The sequence below is a fragment of the Afipia felis ATCC 53690 genome, from assembly GCF_000314735.2.
GTDB classification, from domain to species: domain Bacteria; phylum Pseudomonadota; class Alphaproteobacteria; order Rhizobiales; family Xanthobacteraceae; genus Afipia; species Afipia felis.
This window is the reverse complement of record NZ_KB375270.1, coordinates 3406242-3424007: the sequence shown is the minus strand read 5'-3', so window position 1 is coordinate 3424007 and position 17766 is coordinate 3406242. Positions and strand designations below refer to the sequence as shown.

Annotated in this window: 14 protein-coding genes; 4 read left to right on the top strand and 10 right to left on the bottom strand. The window is 60.4% G+C overall.

What is annotated here, in order from left to right; genetic code table 11:
• Window positions 1-58 precede the first annotated feature (58 nt).
• Window positions 59-1561, bottom strand: coding sequence for a glycerol kinase GlpK (glpK, locus tag HMPREF9697_RS16340; protein ID WP_002718351.1), 1503 nt, complete (start codon window positions 1559-1561; stop codon window positions 59-61).
• A gap of 9 nt (window positions 1562-1570) precedes the next feature.
• A complete protein-coding gene (locus HMPREF9697_RS16335) occupies window positions 1571-2758 on the bottom strand; it encodes an acetyl-CoA C-acyltransferase (RefSeq protein WP_002718350.1) in 1188 nt (395 codons plus the stop codon).
• Window positions 2759-2986: 228 nt separating this feature from the next.
• Here HMPREF9697_RS16335 and HMPREF9697_RS16330 point away from each other — a divergent pair, with 228 nt between their 5' ends.
• On the top strand, window positions 2987-4267 hold the full coding sequence (locus HMPREF9697_RS16330) for a glycerate kinase type-2 family protein (RefSeq protein WP_002718349.1): 1281 nt from the start codon (window positions 2987-2989) through the stop codon (window positions 4265-4267).
• 58 nt (window positions 4268-4325) lie between these two features.
• Here the strand turns inward: HMPREF9697_RS16330 and HMPREF9697_RS16325 are convergent, their stop codons facing one another.
• From HMPREF9697_RS16325 to HMPREF9697_RS16305, 5 genes are all read right to left on the bottom strand, one after another.
• On the bottom strand, window positions 4326-4712 hold the full coding sequence (locus tag HMPREF9697_RS16325; RefSeq protein ID WP_002718348.1) for a hypothetical protein: 387 nt from the start codon (window positions 4710-4712) through the stop codon (window positions 4326-4328).
• A 91-nt stretch (window positions 4713-4803) separates the two neighbouring features.
• A complete protein-coding gene (locus HMPREF9697_RS16320) occupies window positions 4804-5427 on the bottom strand; it encodes a hypothetical protein (protein WP_002718347.1) in 624 nt (207 codons plus the stop codon).
• Window positions 5428-5547: 120 nt separating this feature from the next.
• Window positions 5548-6045: a TPM domain-containing protein gene (locus HMPREF9697_RS16315; RefSeq protein WP_040307987.1), complete on the bottom strand. Its 498-nt coding sequence runs from the start codon at window positions 6043-6045 to the stop codon at window positions 5548-5550.
• Window positions 6046-6062: 17 nt separating this feature from the next.
• On the bottom strand, window positions 6063-6926 hold the full coding sequence (locus HMPREF9697_RS16310) for a TPM domain-containing protein (RefSeq protein ID WP_002718345.1): 864 nt from the start codon (window positions 6924-6926) through the stop codon (window positions 6063-6065).
• A 24-nt stretch (window positions 6927-6950) separates the two neighbouring features.
• Complete coding sequence (locus HMPREF9697_RS16305) at window positions 6951-7574, bottom strand: LemA family protein (protein WP_002718344.1); 624 nt, start codon at window positions 7572-7574, stop codon at window positions 6951-6953.
• Window positions 7575-8021: 447 nt separating this feature from the next.
• On the opposite strand from HMPREF9697_RS16305, the gene HMPREF9697_RS16300 reads away from it, so the two are divergent.
• The 3 genes from HMPREF9697_RS16300 (at window position 8022) to HMPREF9697_RS20200 (ending at window position 11528) form a co-directional block, all read left to right on the top strand.
• A complete protein-coding gene (locus HMPREF9697_RS16300; RefSeq protein WP_002718343.1) occupies window positions 8022-9422 on the top strand; it encodes an NfeD family protein in 1401 nt (466 codons plus the stop codon).
• Window positions 9419-10183 (top strand): slipin family protein, encoded by a 765-nt coding sequence (locus HMPREF9697_RS16295; RefSeq protein WP_002718342.1) that lies wholly within the window; start codon window positions 9419-9421, stop codon window positions 10181-10183. Before HMPREF9697_RS16300 ends, HMPREF9697_RS16295 begins: the two co-directional genes overlap by 4 nt.
• 544 nt (window positions 10184-10727) lie before the next feature.
• Entirely contained in the window at window positions 10728-11528 is an 801-nt protein-coding gene (locus tag HMPREF9697_RS20200; protein ID WP_157223256.1) for a helix-turn-helix transcriptional regulator, read from the top strand.
• Window positions 11529-11693: 165 nt separating this feature from the next.
• On the opposite strand, the gene HMPREF9697_RS16285 is transcribed toward HMPREF9697_RS20200, so the two are convergent.
• From HMPREF9697_RS16285 to HMPREF9697_RS16275, 3 genes are all read right to left on the bottom strand, one after another.
• Window positions 11694-14876 (bottom strand): efflux RND transporter permease subunit, encoded by a 3183-nt coding sequence (locus HMPREF9697_RS16285; RefSeq protein ID WP_002718340.1) that lies wholly within the window; start codon window positions 14874-14876, stop codon window positions 11694-11696.
• Between the two features lie 4 nt (window positions 14877-14880).
• The gene (locus HMPREF9697_RS16280; protein ID WP_002718339.1) at window positions 14881-15993 is read right to left on the bottom strand and encodes an efflux RND transporter periplasmic adaptor subunit; all 1113 of its coding nucleotides are present in this window, start codon (window positions 15991-15993) and stop codon (window positions 14881-14883) included.
• A gap of 519 nt (window positions 15994-16512) precedes the next feature.
• A complete protein-coding gene (locus HMPREF9697_RS16275) occupies window positions 16513-17592 on the bottom strand; it encodes a hypothetical protein (protein ID WP_002718338.1) in 1080 nt (359 codons plus the stop codon).
• Between the last annotated feature and the right edge of the window lie 174 nt (window positions 17593-17766).

The window sequence follows — 17766 nt, the reverse complement described above, 5'->3', positions numbered from 1 at the left end:
TCTTCGATGACAATGAGAGGGCAACGCTTCGCCGTTGCCCTCTCATTACTGCAATGAACTAGGTATCCATGTCGCTCGCGAGCAGGCCTTTTACTGCTTGGGACCAACCGCGCAGTTTCTTTGTGCGCAGGGCATCGTCCATCGTGGGCGTGAAGCGGCGGTCGAGTTGCCAGTTCGCGGCGAATGCTTCGGGCGACGGACAGACCCCTGCGGCATGGCCCGCGAGATAGGCTGCGCCAAGCGCCGTGGTCTCGGGAATCACCGGCCGATCGACCGTCGCCTTCAGGATGTCAGCGAGGCGCTGCATGGTCCAGTCCGAGATCGCCATGCCCCCATCGACGCGTAGCGTGGTGTCTTTCGAAATCAGGTCCGGCCAGTCGGCACGCATTGCCTGCCACAGATCGTGGGTCTGATAGCAGACACTTTCCAGCGCCGCCTGCGCGAGTTCGGCGGGGCCAGTGTTGCGCGTCAGCCCGAACAACGCGCCACGCACGCGCGGATTCCAGTACGGCGCACCTAACCCGACAAAAGCTGGAACCAGATAGACCGACTGCGTCTCGTCCGCTGTCGGCGCAAGATTATCGCTGTCATGCGCAGTCTTGATGAGATGAAGGCTGTCGCGCAGCCATTGCACGGCCGAGCCTGCCACAAAGATCGAGCCTTCGAGCGCGTAGGTGCGTTTGCCGTTCAACTGATAGGCGATGGTCGTGAGCAGCTTGTTGTTTGACGCCACCGCCGTCTCGCCAGTGTTGAGCACTGCAAAACAGCCGGTGCCGTAGGTGGATTTCATCATTCCGGGCGCGAAACAGGCCTGACCGATGGTTGCCGCCTGCTGGTCACCCGCGATGCCGCGAATAGCGATTGGGCCACCGAACAGATCGGGATGCGTTACGCCGAAGTCGGAAGCGCAGTCGCGAACCTCGGGCAGCATCGCGCGCGGTACACGTAACAGCTTGAGCAGATCGTCGTCCCACGCGCCGGTGTGGATGTTGAACAGCAGGGTACGCGAGGCATTGGTGGCGTCGGTCGCATGCACCGCACCGCCGGTGAGCCGCCAGAGCAGATAGCAATCGACCGTGCCGAACAGGAGATCGCCACGTTCGGCGCGCTCGCGTGCTCCGCTGACATGATCGAGAATCCACGCGATCTTGGTCGCCGAGAAATAAGGATCGGCGATCAGCCCGGTCCGCGCGGTGATCAGGGTCTCGCTGCCTTCAGCCTGTAATCGCGCGCAGACATCCGCCGTGCGACGATCCTGCCAGACGATGGCGCGATGGATCGCCTGCCCTGTCTGGCGATCCCACACCACCACCGTCTCGCGCTGGTTGGAGATACCGATGGCCGCGATGCCCGACGCTGTGACATCACCTTCGCGCATCGCGGCGCGACAGGTGGCGAGCGTGCTTGTCCAGATATCCTCAGGCTCGTGCTCGACCCAGCCCGATGCCGGAAAGTGTTGCGTATATTCCTGCTGCGCCTTCGCCGCGACGGAAAGATCGTCGCGAAACAGCATGGCGCGGGAGGATGTCGTGCCCTGGTCGATGGCAAGAAGATAAGCCATCATGGCCGCCTAGTGCACGATCTCGAACAATCCGGCCGAACCCATACCGCCGCCAACGCACATCGTTACCACGGCATATTTCGCCTTGCGCCGCCGTCCTTCGATCAGCACATGGCCTGCGAGCCGCGCGCCGGTCATACCATAAGGATGCCCTACACCGATGGCGCCGCCATTGACGTTGAGCTTTTGCGGATCGAGACCGAGTCGGTCGCGGCAATAGACCACCTGCACGGCGAATGCTTCGTTCAATTCCCACAGATCGATGTCGTCAACCGTGAGCCCGTGGCGCTTGAGGAGACGCGGCACCGCGAATACCGGGCCGATGCCCATCTCGTCGGGCTCGCATCCGACCGAAACCATGCCGCGGAAGATTCCGAGCGGCTTGAGATTCTTCTGCGCGGCCATCCTGTCGCTCATGATAACGGCCGCACTCGCGCCGTCCGACAACTGGCTCGCGTTGCCTGCAGTGATGCTGAAGCCCTCGCCCTTTACCGGCTTCAGCGCTGCCAAGCCCTCGGCCGTGGTGTCGGGGCGCGGGCCTTCATCCTGCGACAGCGTCACGTCCTTGAACGAGACCTCGCCGCTCGCTTTATCGAGCACACCCATTTTCGTCGTGATCGGCGCGATCTCATCGCTGAACCTGCCCGCCTGCTGCGCGGCGGCGATGCGGCGCTGACTTTCGAGCGCGTATTCATCCTGCCGTTCGCGCGAGATGCCGTAACGCTTCGCCACCACCTCGGCGGTGTCGAGCATCGACATGTAAATCTCGGGCTTGATCTCCATCAGCGCCGGATCGACAGCGTGAAACATATTCATTTTGTCGTTCTGAACGAGGCTGATCGATTCGCCGCCGCCGCCGACCGCAATGTCGACACCGTCGAACAGCACCGAGCGTGCGGCCGTCGCGATCGCCTGCAGGCCGGAAGCGCATTGCCGGTCGACCGTGGTCCCGGCGACGCTAACCGGCAGCCCTGCCCGGAGCAGCGCCTTGCGCGCGATATTGCCGAAGGTCGCGCCCTGCTGCAGGGCCGCCCCCATCACCACGTCCTCCACCTCGGCGGGATCGAGGTTGGCCCGCTCCACCGCCGCCCTGATGGCATGGCCCAGCAGGGTCGCGCCTTCGGTTGCATTCAGCGCGCCCCGATAGGCTTTTCCGATCGGGGTACGGGCTGTGGAAACGATAACGGCCTCGGGCATACACTTCCCCTTGTCAGGCGGGCAACGATTCAAGCGCCCAATGAGTGTTGCACGATCTACCAGCCGAAAACCATGATCGGCCACCCGACGTTAGCCACGTCGGGTTCCGATATACTCCAAAGGTTGTAATCCGCTTCAGTTTTCCTTATTCCGGCGCAGACCTTTCAGCTCCGTATCCCGGTAGCCGGGATATATTCGGCGGTGCTGAACTCACGTAAAAGGTACCTGATGACCGATCACCGTTCCCTGCTTCGCGCCATTTTTGATGCTGCCGTGGCTGCAGCCCATCCCGACAAAATGCTGCGCCGGCACTTACCCGGGCCGCCGCGGGGGAAGGTTTTTATCGTCGCCGTCGGCAAGGCTGCCGCCGCGATGGCCGCTGCGGCCGAGCGCCATTACATGGACGAAGCAGGCCTGAGCGCGGACCGGATTTCAGGTATCGCCACCACCCGCCACGGCCATGCCGTGCCAACCCGCCGGGTCGAAGTAATCGAGGCTGGCCATCCCGTGCCGGACGAGGCCAGCGTTCGCGGCGCGGAGAAAGCTCTCGCGCTGGCCGCGGAAGCCGGCCCAGACGATCTGGTGCTCGCTCTGATTTCGGGCGGCGGCTCCGCCAACTGGATCGCGCCGGTCGAAGGGGTCGCTTACACGCAAAAGCAGCAGGTCAACAAAAGCCTGTTGCGCTCGGGCGCTCCGATCTCCGAAATGAACACGGTGCGCAAGCATCTGTCGCGTATCAAGGGCGGGCGGCTCGCCCGCGCCGCCTACCCGGCCCAACTGGTGACGCTCGCGATCTCCGACGTGCCGCATGACGATCCGGCCGTCATCGCATCCGGCCCAACCGTTCCCGATCCCTCGACGCTGCAGGACGCGCGCAACATCGTCGAACGCTACAAGCTGCAGGTGGACGATGCGGTGCGCACGGCTTTGACCGATCCGCGCAACGAAAGCGTCAAGCCCAGCGACAAGGCCTTCGAACGTGCGCGCTTCGACATCGTTGCCAAACCGAGCGATTCGCTCGATGCCGCACTGCGCGTCGCAGCGCAGGCCGGATACGAAGTCATCGACCTCGGCGCCGACCTCGAAGGTGAAGCACGCGCGGTTGCCACCAAACATGCCAAACTCGCTCTGGACGCCCGTGCCAAGGGTAAGCGCGTCGCCATCGTGTCGGGCGGCGAACTCACCGTGATCGTGCGCGGAAACGGACGCGGCGGCCCAAACCAGGAATATGTGCTTGCCGCAACCGCAGCACTGGCGGACACCAAGGGCATCTCGATCCTCGCTGCCGATACCGACGGCGCCGATGGCGGCGGCGGTTCGCCAACCGACCCTGCCGGCGCAATGGCAGACGAAACGACCTTTGCGAAAATGCGGGAGATGAAGCTCGATCCGGTCGCCTATCTCGACAACAACGACGCCACGACGTTTTTCGAGAAGACCGGCGACCTCGTGCTGACCGGACCGACGTTGACGAACGTCAACGACATCCGGGTCATCTTGGTCGAGTAACCGCGCGGCAGGCGGCAGACATAAAGCCCTCGCGCGATGGCGCGCGGGCAAAGCCGTTTTAGGCGCTCAGCGACTCGGTATCATCGTCGGCCATTTCGGGGATAACCCGAAGCGGCTTGGTCGAGAGCGTGATGGCGCGGCGGCCGCTTGCAGCAGAAACAGTTTGCTCGGCGGGTGCCTCACGCGACATCGCAAACAACGTCGCGCCGACCGTGCCGCCCTGCTCTTTCAAATCCCGCTCGCTGCATGTCGCGGCGATGGCAAGGCTCATCGAATGCAAATGAGCCCGCCGATAGCAGAACAGCGCCAGCATCGCCCGTACGTCGCCCGACACTGTATCGACCAACTGGGCAAGACCGTGTTCGCTCGCGCGATACAGGCTACCGAGCAGTTCGTCCCCGACGGGACAGGAATCATTGTCCAAAGAAGTGCGGTTGGAAGACATGGCATCTCTCCTTCCGCGAAAGATGCGATGTAATTCGCTAACGGAAGGTTAACCATAGCAGGGCAACGCCCGGATGGACGCGAGACTGGCCTCAGTCTTCCTTCAGCCACTGCTCGACCGGCATGACGTCGGGCGCCTCGGCGTAGTTCTTCGGCCAGAGATCGACCACCCATTCAACGCCGCTCGCCTTGTCGACCACCACCGCGGTGTTGTGCGGAGTCTGGAGCGCAAACGGATTGCCCCGGTAGCGCGGATTGCCGACCTTATGGAATTTCAGCAGATTCCATTCCTGCAGCACCAGCAACAGGCTTGTCGTGTCGCGGGTGGTGTCGAAACAGTCGAAATTGGTGGCGTCCGATCCGGCACGGATATCGGCCTTGGCAACACGCTTGGTGGTGCCGATCATCGGCCCTACGCGGCGATCGAACCAGACCACGGCCCTCTGTAGCGCCACGCGCTCGGCGGCGGCACTTGCTTTTCCGGCGGAAAGAATTTGCGTCAGCGTCCTGCGGTCCGCGTCGGAGAAAGCCAGAATCGCGCGGCGGCGGCACACGAAACCGTAGCACACAGTCATTTCGCTCTTAGACGGCGGATTGATCGACACCGACGTGTAAAGATCGGCCTGCGGTGGCGTCAGCTCCATCGCAACAGCAGGCAAGGGCGACATCGCCGCCATTGCCAGAAATACGCCTCGAAGTGATGAACTGCGGAACATGACAAGCCTACTCAACTCAGACTGGCGCAACGAGACGAAGGCTAATCGAGCAAGAACGAACCGCCAAGGCGCGATGGCGGGCTTACGTCGACGCGAAAAAGTTTTCCCCACACTGATGCATCAAAGAACCACTGGCGGGTCCGGCAATTCGTTGCGATGCGCTCCATGCGCCGGAAAATGCGCCGCGAGTTCGGTGGTGATGCGCTCGATGCCGGCCAACACGCCCTGCTCGAAATGATTCTGCCGGAATTCGCTTTCCATCACGGCGCAAATTTCGCGCCAGCGTGCCGCACCAACCTTCGCGTCGATGCCGCGATCGGCGACGATCTCGACGTCGCGGTCCGCGAGCAGCAGATAGATCAGCACACCAGAATTATGTTCGGTATCCCAGATGCGCAGATGCGCGAACAGATCGAGCGCGCGGTCCCGCGCGGATTGCCCCGCCAACAACGGCCGCCCATCGAGCGCACCCTCTACAGCAAAACGAATCTGACCGGCATGGCGCGCTTCGCTCGCCTTGATCGCATCCTCAATGCGCTTCAACGCCTGCGGCGCGAACGTCTTGCGCACGCGCGTGCGATTGCTGAGAAGATGCTTGCCCAATCGCCTGACATTCATTGGCATCGCCAACCTCGCTACCAGCTTCCCGACGCGCCGCCGCCGCCGAAGCTACCGCCGCCTCCACTGAAGCCGCCGCCAGATCCGCCGCTCCAGCTCGATCCGCCGCGGCCGCCGCCATAACCGCCGCCACCACCGGATAAAAACATCGCATCGCCAATCAGCGTGAAAAAGAACGCAATGGCACCGGCAAAAAGCGCGACAGCCCAAATTCCCATGAACAGCCAGGCCACGACGGCGACGCCGCCTCCCGTCAATAGCGAACCCGGAAACCGGCCAAAGACCTGACGCAGAATCCCTCCGATCACGATGGTCACCACCAGAAAGACCGGAAACGCCTGGCCGACCTCGTCCCAATTACCCTGGCTGACATCATTCCGCGGCTTGGGTGCAGGCAGCGGCTCACCGTCGAGCGTCTTGATGATCCGGTCAACACCGGCATCGATGCCGCCGGCAAAGTCGCCTTGCTTGAATTTCGGCGTGATGATCTCGTTGATGATGCGGCTGGCGGTGACGTCCGGCAGCGCACCCTCGAGACCGTAGCCGACTTCGATGCGCAGGCGGCGATCATCCTTCGCGACCAGCAGCAGCACGCCGTCATCAACGCCCTTGCGGCCGAGCTTCCACTGCTCGACGACGCGGATGGAGTATTGCGCGATGTTCTCCGGCTGCGTCGTCGGCACGATCAGCACCGCGATCTGGCTACCCTTGCGAGCCTCGAAGTCCGCGAGCTTCTGATCGAGATTCGCGATGTCGGCGGCGCTGAGCGTGCCGGTCTGGTCGGTGACGCGCGCAGTGAGTTGCGGCACCGCGACATCCGCCACGGCGACCACAGCCCAGCACAGCAGGAGCGCAAGAACGAGTTGTCTGGCGATCTTCATCGACGCGCCTCGAGCATCACCCCGCTATTTGGCAGGCGCAGGAGCGGGCGCACTTGAAGGCACGTTGAAATCGACCTTCGGCGCGGTCGAGATGTCCTTCTCATTGTCGACAGTGAAGTTTGCCTTTGTCTTGTAGCCGAACGCCATCGCGGTGAGGTTGTTCGGGAAGGTGCGGATGTTGACGTTATAATCCTGCACTGCCTTGATGTAGCGGTTGCGCGCGACCGTGATGCGGTTCTCGGTGCCTTCGAGTTGCGCCATCAAATCGCGAAACAACTGGTCGGACTTGAGCTGCGGATAGTTTTCGGTGACGACGAGCAGACGCGACAGCGCACTCGACAGTTCACCCTGCGCCGCCTGGAATTTCTGCAGCGCCGCTGGGTCGTTGACGACTTCAGGACCCGCCTGCACGCTGCCGACCTTGGCGCGCGCATTGGTGACGCCGAGCAGCACATCCTTTTCCTGTTGCGCAAAACCCTTCACCGAATTGACGAGGTTGGGCACAAGATCCGCGCGGCGCTGATACTGGTTCACCACCTCCGACCAGGCCGACTTCACCTGCTCGTCGTTCTGCTGGATCGCGTTGTAGCCGCAATTGGTCAGACTGAGCGTCGCGAGCGCGGCGAGAACCGTCAGCAATCTGCGCATGAAAACCTCCTGATATCAAAAGATGCCACGCATCCGCGTGGCATGATGCATCGCACTCTATATCAATACGGTCATTGCGTCATGACCACCGGCCTTAATGCGCGGCAATCGACTGCCAAACCCGCCTGAATGAAGGCAACCATACCTTGCCGTTGCCCAACATCGCCGGACCATGTCTCTCCGCCCTCCCGCGACGGCGGTAGTTAGAGACATGACAGGCGTGACGTATGCGAAGACGGAGCCGCCGCGACGGCCTCAAGTCCACAAAACGAATGGATAGAAAACAAATATAATATTGAAATTACTATATAATTTTTAATTCTTTTCTCATTTTGCACGACCTCACTTACCTTCGCTTCGGCAGGCGCCGCGGCTGCTCGCCAAACCCGCTCATATTGAGGTTAAGCGAGGTTCTCCCCATATCACCGAGATTAGGGAGTCCTCGCCGTGCAGACCGTACAGGCGACTCTTGCCGCGGCAATTGCAGCCGCCATTTTGCTTCTCTCTCCCACCGCCGGTTCGGCGGCAGAGAAAAGCAATGTTGTGCTGACAGTCACGATTGACGACGCGATCGGACCGGCGACTGCCGATTACGTTAAAGACGCGCTGGCCAAGGCAAACGAGCAGCACGCCGAAGCCGTCATCCTGCGTCTGAACACACCGGGCGGTCTTGTCACCAGCATGCGTGGGATCATTGCAGACGTACTGGCGTCGCCCGTTCCTGTCATCGGTTATGTTGCTCCGTCCGGTGCCCACGCCGCAAGCGCCGGCACCTATATCCTTTATGCAACGCATATCGCAGCAATGGCGCCCGGCACCAATCTCGGCGCCGCGACGCCCGTGCAAATCGACAGTCCAATACCGGGTCTGCCAGGCTCCAGCCCTGACAAAGGCGGCAAAGGCAAGGACGACAGCACCCACCAGCCCGAACCAAAAGACGCGATGGCGGCGAAGGTCACGAATGACGCAGTCGCCTTCATCCGCAGCCTTGCTGAACTGCGCGGACGCAATGCCGACTGGGCCGAAAAAGCTGTTCGCGAGGCAGCCAGCCTATCCGCCAGCGCCGCGTTGCAGGCGAATGTTATTGATCTCATCGCAAGCAATCCGGCTGACCTGCTGAAACAAATCAACGGCCGTACCGTGGAAGTCGCCGGCGGCGAGACACGGCGGCTGACGACGAAGGACGCAACGATCCAAGCGCTCAATCCCGGTCGGGTATCGCAATTTCTGTCGATCATCACCAATCCCAACGTCGCCTTCATTCTGCTGCTGGTCGGCATCTACGGTCTGATCTTCGAGTTCATGTCGCCTGGTGCCGTCGCGCCCGGTGTGGTGGGCACGATCTGTCTGCTGCTCGGCCTTTATGCCCTCAACATGCTTCCCATCAACTATGCGGGCCTCGCCTTGATGCTGCTGGGAATCGCGCTTCTGGTCGTGGAAGCCTTCAATCCGACAGTGGTTCTCGGTTTCGGCGGCGTCATCGCCTTCCTGCTCGGGGCAATGATGCTGTTCAAGGTCGAAACGCCGGGATACCGGCTCTCATGGACGGTCGTTGGCATCGCGGCAGCCATGTTCATCGGCCTTATTCTCGTGGTGCTCCGCTCGCTTTGGCGTGCTCGCAAAGCCCCGGCACGAGTCGGCGCGCAAGCCATGCGTGGCCTGTCCGCCGAGGTTCTCGACTGGAACGACATTGAAGGCCACGTCTTCACGCAGGGCGAGCGCTGGCAAGCACGCGGCGCGGAAGCTTTCAGGCCCGGCGAAATGGTCGAGGTGGCCAACGTTATGGACCTGACGCTTGTGGTACGTCGCCGGCCGGCCCTGAAAGCCGGCGAAGGAGGTGTGCGATGATGATTGATTATCTGAGCTATCTTCTCCTCGCGATCGTCGTGATCGTTTTTCTGACCTCGGCCATACGCATCCTGCGAGAGTACGAACGCGGCATCGTCTTCACGCTCGGACGGTTCACCGGTGTGAAAGGCCCGGGCCTCATCATCCTGATTCCGTTCGTGCAGCAGATGGTGAAGGTCGACCTCAGGGTGATGGTGCAGGACGTGCCGCCGCAGGATGTGATTTCCCGCGACAACGTCTCAGTGAAAGTGAACGCCGTTCTCTACTTCCGTATCATCGATCCGGAGCGCGCGATCATCAAGGTCGGGAATTTCATGGCCGCGACAAGCCAGTTGGCACAGACCACGCTGCGTTCAGTTCTCGGCAAACACGAGTTGGACGAAATGCTTGCCGAGCGCGACAGGCTCAACGCCGACATTCAGGAAATCCTCGACCAGCAGACTGACGCTTGGGGCATCAAAGTCACGAACATCGAGATCAAGGATATCGACCTGAATGAGAACATGGTGCGCGCCATCGCCAAGCAGGCCGAAGCGGAGCGGTTGCGGCGCGCGAAGGTGATCAACGCGATGGGCGAGCAGCAAGCTGCCGAGAAGCTCGTCGAGGCAGGCCGGATTCTCGCTCAGGAGCCGCAGGCGATGCAGCTACGCTATTTCGCAGCATTGCACGACATCGCAGGCGACCGATCATCGACCGTCGTTTTTCCGCTGCCGATGGATCTCCTCAGCCATTTGACACCGCGGCAGGGTAGCACGTCGTGACTTGCTGTTGAGGGAAAGCGACATGCCATGGACCATCGAGAACCGTCGATGGCGCGGGCAGCGACGCGACCTTCGAAGTCCGTTTCAAGTGGGGCAATTTGGCGCGCCATTCTAGCGCGCCAGCAACCCGGCCAATCCAGAATCGGAGAGCTCGGCCCGACCTCGCTTTAGATTCGACATCCCTCGAAATTGTTTGCCAAATTGCATCGTGGGAAGTTACCTTTTAGCCAATCCGCGTGCTGGACAAAGCGCGCCATATCGAGGCGCAACGATTATGTCTTACTCGGTTCATTGACAGAGGGATGCATCCAAGCAACGCTGTCGCTCCTGGGACACCACTTGAGAAGATTTAGGAAAATTCAACTCGAGAATTAAAGCGCAATTTCTGACTCGGTGGACAGAGATGCCTTGGATTAGAACTCGGGAGATTAACGACCCGGCCGATTGCCAGGACGCGTTTGCAGATTGCAATTTCCAAGCGTTTCCTAAGGAAACGGGTCATTTTCACTTCAAGCTTACACAGATCGGCATGGAGCGGCTCTGGATGGCGCGCTACAGCCTGTCCTCGCCGCAAGTCAACGTTTTCGGCATCAAGCCTGAGCGTGCAGTGATTGCCTTTCTGACTGAGCCAGAGGCGTCAGTTCGTCATCGTGGTTTGAAAGTCCTGCCCGGTGACATCATCATCAACAAAGACGGCGAGAGACATCAACAAACCGACACGGATCTTCATGGCGGCACCATGTCTCTTGTCATCGATGATCTCAATACGGCGCTCGAGGCGATCATCGGTCATAATTTTATGGAGAAGCTCACAAAACCCATCGTTCGACCAAGCCCGGCTTTGATGTTGCGCTTGCTGGAGCTTCATAAGATGGTCGGACAGCTGGCTCTCGATACTCCCGAAATTTTCGAACTTCCAGAAATTCGCCGAGCACTTGAGCAACGATTGATTCATCTCATGGTGCGGTGCCTCGCGGAAGGTGCCGACATTGAGATCACGACCGGCGGCCGCCGGTACGATGCGATCATGACGAAGTTCGAGAAGTATCTGGCGGCTCATCCGGATCGACCGCTTTATCTCACCGATATCTGTTCGGGCATCGGCGTCGCGGAGCGAACACTTCGCGCAGCGTGCGAAGAACATTTGGGCATGGGGCCGATACGCTATCTCACCTTGCGGCGAATGCATCTCGTGCGTCAGGCGCTTCGCGATGCCGACGCCGGCAAGACGAACGTCACGCGCGTCGTCACCGACCATGGATTCTGGGAGCTTGGACGTTTCTCGGTCGCCTACCGCACACTGTTCGGAGAATCGCCGTCGAAAACATTGCGGACAACTGGCTGAGCAACGAGCGATTTACCTCGATCCTCCCTCGTAGCTCGTAGCAAATGCGGCAAGGACGGCACGGCCCCGCCGGGGCCGTTGCTGGTCATCGCGATCGGCGCTGTCCATCACTGCAACGTCGCAGCAACAGGCGATATGCACAATCCAGAAACGGCGGTCGGCTTCTCAAGCAGGAATGTCCGTTGTTGGTCCGCCTGCCTCGGGTGCAATCGCGGGTTTGCCTGCCTGTGGCCGTGACCCGGGCCGTATACGCTCTCGCACAGCCTGAAAGGTCACATAGAGTGGCGGGATAGCGAAGATGCCGATGAAGGACGCAAGGATCATCCCGCCAAACACAGGGGTACCAACGTTGCGCCGTGCGAGTTCAGAGGCACCCGTCGCAATGACCAGCGGCAAAAGTCCGAGGATGAAGGCAAAAGACGTCATCATCACCGGACGAAATCGCAGTCGTGAACCTTCGGCGGCGGCCTCAAGCAGCGGCACACCCTTCTCGCGTTGCTCCTTGGCAAATTCGACGATCAGGATGCCGTTCTTGGCGGCGAGGCCGATCAGCACGACCATACCAATCTGGGCATAGAGATCGAGAGTAAGGCCGCTCAAAACCATGGCGATGAATGACCCAAGGACGCCGATTGAAACCGACAGCAACACCGGTACAGGAATCGTCCAGCTTTCGTACAGTCCAACCAGGAACAGGTAGGCGAAGAGCACCGCAAATCCGAGGATCAATCCGGTTTTACCCTCCGCGCGTTTCTCCTGGAAAGCGGTGTCGGTCCATTCTCCGGCGTAGCCATCAGGCAACGTCTTGGCAGCCACGGATTCCATCGCATTCAGCGCCTGTCCAGACGAGACGTTGGCAGCCGGACTGCCTTGGATGGTGACGGCGCGGAGATTGTTGTAACGGATCAGCGCTGGCGGTCCGACCACGATACGCGCCTCTGCCAGGCTGCGCATGGGAATCATCTTGCCTTCAGCGTTCCTGACGTTGATGCGATAGATATCGTCGATGCTTGCCCGATCGGATGCCTCGGCCTGAACATTGACCTGCCACCGGCGACCGAACAGATTGATGTCGTTCACATAAAAACCGCCGAGCGACGTCTGCAGCGCCTGAAACACATCATTGAGCTGCACGCCGAGAATTTGCACCTTGTCGCGGTCGATATCGAGGTAAATTGACGGGTTGGTGGCCGAGAAGGTGGTGAACACGCGCCTCAATTGCGGATCCTGGTTCGCCGCCACAACCAAACCACGCACCGCCTGTGCCAACGCTCCCGGGTCGCCACCACGCAGGTCCTTCAGCACATAGGTGAACCCGCCGCCTGTACCGAGCCCGATGATTGGAGGCGGTGCCAGGGGGACCACCGTGCCATCGCTGATCTGACGAAATTCAGCGCCGAGTCGCGGAATCAGCGCCGATACGCCGAGCGTTCGATCCTTCTTGCGCTCATCGAAGGATTTGAGCGTCACCACGATGAACCCAGCGTTAGACGCAGAATAATTGTCGATGAAGTTCAAACCGACGACTGAGGTGTAGTCGGCAACCGCCGGGTCCTTTTTGAGGATCGCCTCCGCCTGCTGAATCACATTAGCGGTCCGCGAGACAGACGAACCGCCCGGCAACTGGACGACCACAAAAAGCGCGCCCTGATCATCCTCCGGCAGGAAGCCGGTGGGCGTAATTTTCGCTAGACCGAACACACCCGCACCGGCAACCGCGACCATGACGAGCCCGATGATCGACAGCCGCACGAGGCGAGCCACCGCTGCGCCGTAGAGATCCCGGACGCGGTCGATCCCACGCATCACATAGCCGATTGGGCCGCGCCGCGGCCCGTGATGCGGCCGCAACAACACAGCCGCCAACGCCGGCGATAGCGTGAGCGCATTGATGGCCGACAAGAACATCGAAACCGCGACAGTGACGGCAAACTGGCGGAACAACTCGCCGGAAATACCGGGGATAAAAGCCACCGGCACGAACACCGAGAGTAGCACCAGGGTGATGGCGACGATCGGCGCAGTAATCTCCGCCATGGCGCGCTTGGTTGCGTCGGCGGGTGAGAGCTCCGGATGTTCCTCCATCACGCGCTCGACGTTCTCAACGACAACAATAGCGTCGTCGACGACAATGCCGATGGCAAGCACGACGGCAAGCAGCGACACCGAGTTTGCCGAATAGCCGACGGCAAGCAACACGATGAAGGTGCCGATCAGACTGACCGGAACGGCGATGGTCGGAATAAGGGTCGCGCGTATACTGCCGAGGAACAGGTAGACAACGATTACAACGAGGATGAATGCCTCGAACAGCGTCTTCAGCACCTCATGAATTGTATCGGTTACGAATACCGTGGGATCGTAAGTGACTTTCCAGGCGAGATCCTCAGGGAAGCGCTTCTGCAGTTCCTCGATCTTGGCTCGCACCTCTTTTAGCGTGGTGATCGCGTTTGCGCCGGGACTCTGGTACATCGCGATGGCCGCGGCCGGTCCACCGTTAAAGCGAGTTTCGCGGTCGACATTTGCCGCGCCCAACTCGATCCGCGCCACGTCGCCGAGCCGAAGTATCGATCCGTCTGGATTAGTACGTATGACGATGTTCTCGAATTCTGTCTTCGAGGTTAGACGGCCCTTTGTCTGAATGTTGAGTTGGAGCTGCTGATCGTTCGAGATCGGCCGCGCGCCGATCCGTCCGACCGCTGCCTGGAAATTCTGGGCCTTGATTGCGTTGACGATGTCGCCGGTCGTCAGATTGAGGCCGGTCAACCGATCGGTCCGCACCCAAGCGCGCATCGAATAGTCCTGCGGCCCCCACAGACTCGCATCACCGACACCGGGCGTGCTCTTGATCGCGTCGAGCATGTTGATGGTGACGTAATTGGACAGGAACAGTGAGTCATGCGTGTGCTTCGGCGAGTAGAGCGCGATCACACCGAGCAAGGCGGACGACTTTTTCTTCACCGTGACGCCCTGGCGCTGCACGGTCTCCGGCAAGCCGGAGAGCGCGACCTGTACCCGGTTGTTCACGTTGACGGTGTTGATGTCGGGATTGGTGCCGAGTTCGAACGAGACAGTGAGCGTGTAGCTGCCATCATCGCCGCTGACACTCTTCATATATATCATCTTGTCGACGCCGACGACTTGCGCTTCGATCGGTTGGGCAACCGTCTGGTCGACTACAGCGCTGTTAGCACCGGGATAGAACGTCGTAACCGATACTTGCGGAGGCACAATGTCAGGGTATTGCGCGATGGGAATCGCATAGAGCGCCAGCGCGCCGGCGATCGTCGTAACGATAGCGATGACGATGGCTAGCCGTGGCCGGTCGACGAAAATGGCGGACAGCATGGTCTCAGCCTCTTTGGTTGAGAGCCGGCTGAATCGGGGTGGCGCGCACCGGCGCACCTGGACGCACGCCCTGGAGGCCCTGGACTATGACCTCCTCGCCGCCGTTGAGTCCGGAGTCCAGAATGACGTTGGTGCCAGCCCCCCTTAGGGGCTTAACACGCTTGACCACCGCCTTGCCGTCCTCGACCACGAACACATAGACACCCTGCTGGTCTGCGATCAGAGCGGTCTGCGGCACTTCGACTCGGTCTTTTGCATTGTTGCCTTGCAGATCAATCTGCACCTGCACGAACTGACCGTCGATGAGGCTAAAATCGGGATTGGGAAAAGTCGCGCGCGCCAGCACCGTATCGGTGGCGCGATCGACCGTCACATCGATGAAGTTGATCCGCCCCGGGTGCTCGTAGATCGTTCCGTCGGCGAAGCGGAGTTGGGCCTTGATGGCGCCGACGTCGAGTTTAGTCCCGCTCTGGCGCGCCTTCAGGAAATCACGCTGACTTACGGGGAAGGTCACATACATGGGATCTTGACTGACGATCATCGTCAGCGTGCCGGTATCCGGCCCAACGAGATTGCCTTTGGTCACGTTTGTCTTGCTGACCTTGCCCGTGATCGGCGAGGTGATATCGGTGTAGCCGAGATTGATATTGGCCGTCGCAAGGGTGGCCTCATCGGTCAGCATGGCTCCCGCAGCCTGATCGACTGCTGCCTTCTGCTGATCGCGGGCCACCACCGTGCCGACATTCCTGTCGAGCAATTCCTGGGCACGCTGGAGCTGCAAATCACTGAGCGCCTTGGCCGCCTTGCTACGCTCAAGCGCTCCTGTCGCCTGCTCGACAGCAGCCTGGAATAGCCCTTTTTCGATGCGGTAGAGGGGCGCACCCTCCTTGATCAGGTCGCCTTCCTTGAACAAGACCGCTTCCAGAAAGCCCGTTACCCGCGCCTTGATTTCGACCCGGTTGATCGCCTCGACGCGCCCCACGAAGTCGAGCGTCGTGCCCACCGACTTCAGCTCAGCCTTAACGACGCCGACCGGAACGGCTGTGGCTGCCTGTTCCGCGTAAGAGGGCAAGGTAAGTCCGCCAGCCACGAACAAGGCAAAAATCGCAACGCGCATTGCAAGCTCACCATTGCCTTCACTTGTCGACCCGAAAGTCGCTGCACCCGCGCTCTTGCGACAGCATGAGCCGACAACATTATTCCTTGATATATTTCGGCTTTGTCGCGTCGTCCGCGCTATGCACTTTCGGCAAAGTGCGATGGTGTTTGCGGTCCACGTCGGCGTTTAGCGGAGGGTGATGCCCCGGGGGACAACGCGATAGATGACGGCAAAGGCGTCCCCGAAGGAGCGGTCCTGGCCAGCCGGAAGGAGTTCATTCCGGCTTCACAAGTTTTAAATGCAAATGGCGCGCACGAGAGGATTCGAACCTCTGATCCCCCGGTTAGTAATCTCGGCCAGATCATTGAAATTATTGAAGTCTGTTACCGTAAGACGCTATTTGGACTAAGCAAATCATGCCAGCTGCGAAGACGAACCGATTAACGCCATTTCGGTCTCCAGTTTCGATCTGCGCCTTGTTGACCTGCCTTCAGGTGAGCGAAGGTCCTTGAGGACCTGAGCGGAACTGCGGCCGCCTCAGGCAGCCGCAGATTTCATTTTCTTCCGATTGACTTCAAGCCGACGGTCCACCAGCGCGACAATCTGGTCGACCACCGGATGACTCATGCCCTTCTGCTGCGCCAGCAACTGCACGAGCTTGTCAGCGCGTTCGACATTCGGCGCACCATTGGTCAGCGCCCGTGCCACCGAAGCCGGGCGTGCAAGGCTTTTGGCTGCCGCGGCATATTTGTCGAACGGCACGAGATCCTCACGTTTGGCGCCGAGCGCGATGCAAACATCGATCACGAACTCATACACCGCGCGCGACTCCGTCAGATCGGAGTGCACCGCCTCCTGCGCGGTGCGCATGCCACCCGCCGTCACGCAGCGATAGTTGCCCGCGAGCAGCATCGGCCATTTCGCCAGCGGCACGAACAGCGAATCGTGGAAGCGCAGCTTCACCGGCACTTCGGTCTTACCTTCCGGTGTCTCCATGCGGATCGCATCGATATCCTGCTCAAGCTGGCGCAGGATGGCGTTGCTGTCTTCACTATCGAAACGCGCGACCTTGAAATTGGTCGGTAACGTGACATGAAGGAAGTTGACCTTTTCCTCCGGCGGACGGATCGCCTGCGGGTCGGGGCTGCACAAGGTCAGCGCGCCGGGATCGAATGCACTCCAGACCGACGGATCGGTGTATGCGGCTTTCGCCGCGCTCGCATCAATGCCCGGCAGACGCGCGATGTAGGGCAGCGGCGGCATGTTCATGATCGACATGCAGGGTACGCGTGACTTCGCGATACGCTCAAGCAGTTCGCGCACGCCGGGCGAGCCATATTGCGGCTCCTGCATTGCAAGCCCAATCAGATCGAAATCTGCCGGATTCGCATCCGCCGCACTCACGGCGAAGACCTTGCCGGGCAATTCGCGCGAATCGATCAGCACCGGCTGCTCACGGCCACGGATGGGCATCCGCACGCGGAAGCCTTCGCTGTTGATGAGGTCAGCCTCCGCGGGCAGGCAGACCAACGTGACGGAATGGCCGCCGAACAGAAGTTTGGAGGCAAGTAGCGATCCATAGGACGCGCCGAGGATGAGGATTTTATAGTGCGGCATTGTTGTTCTCTTTGCAGACGGAGACGCTGCGACCGGCCTTGCCGGCCAGAGTCTATCTCCGTATTTCCCAAGGTGTTTTTTGCTTGAACGTTTTATGCCCAGCGTTTGCGCCTTCTAGCCAGACCAACGCATCTATCAACCGGGCGGCAGAGATGAGCCGGCCCTAAGGGGGCC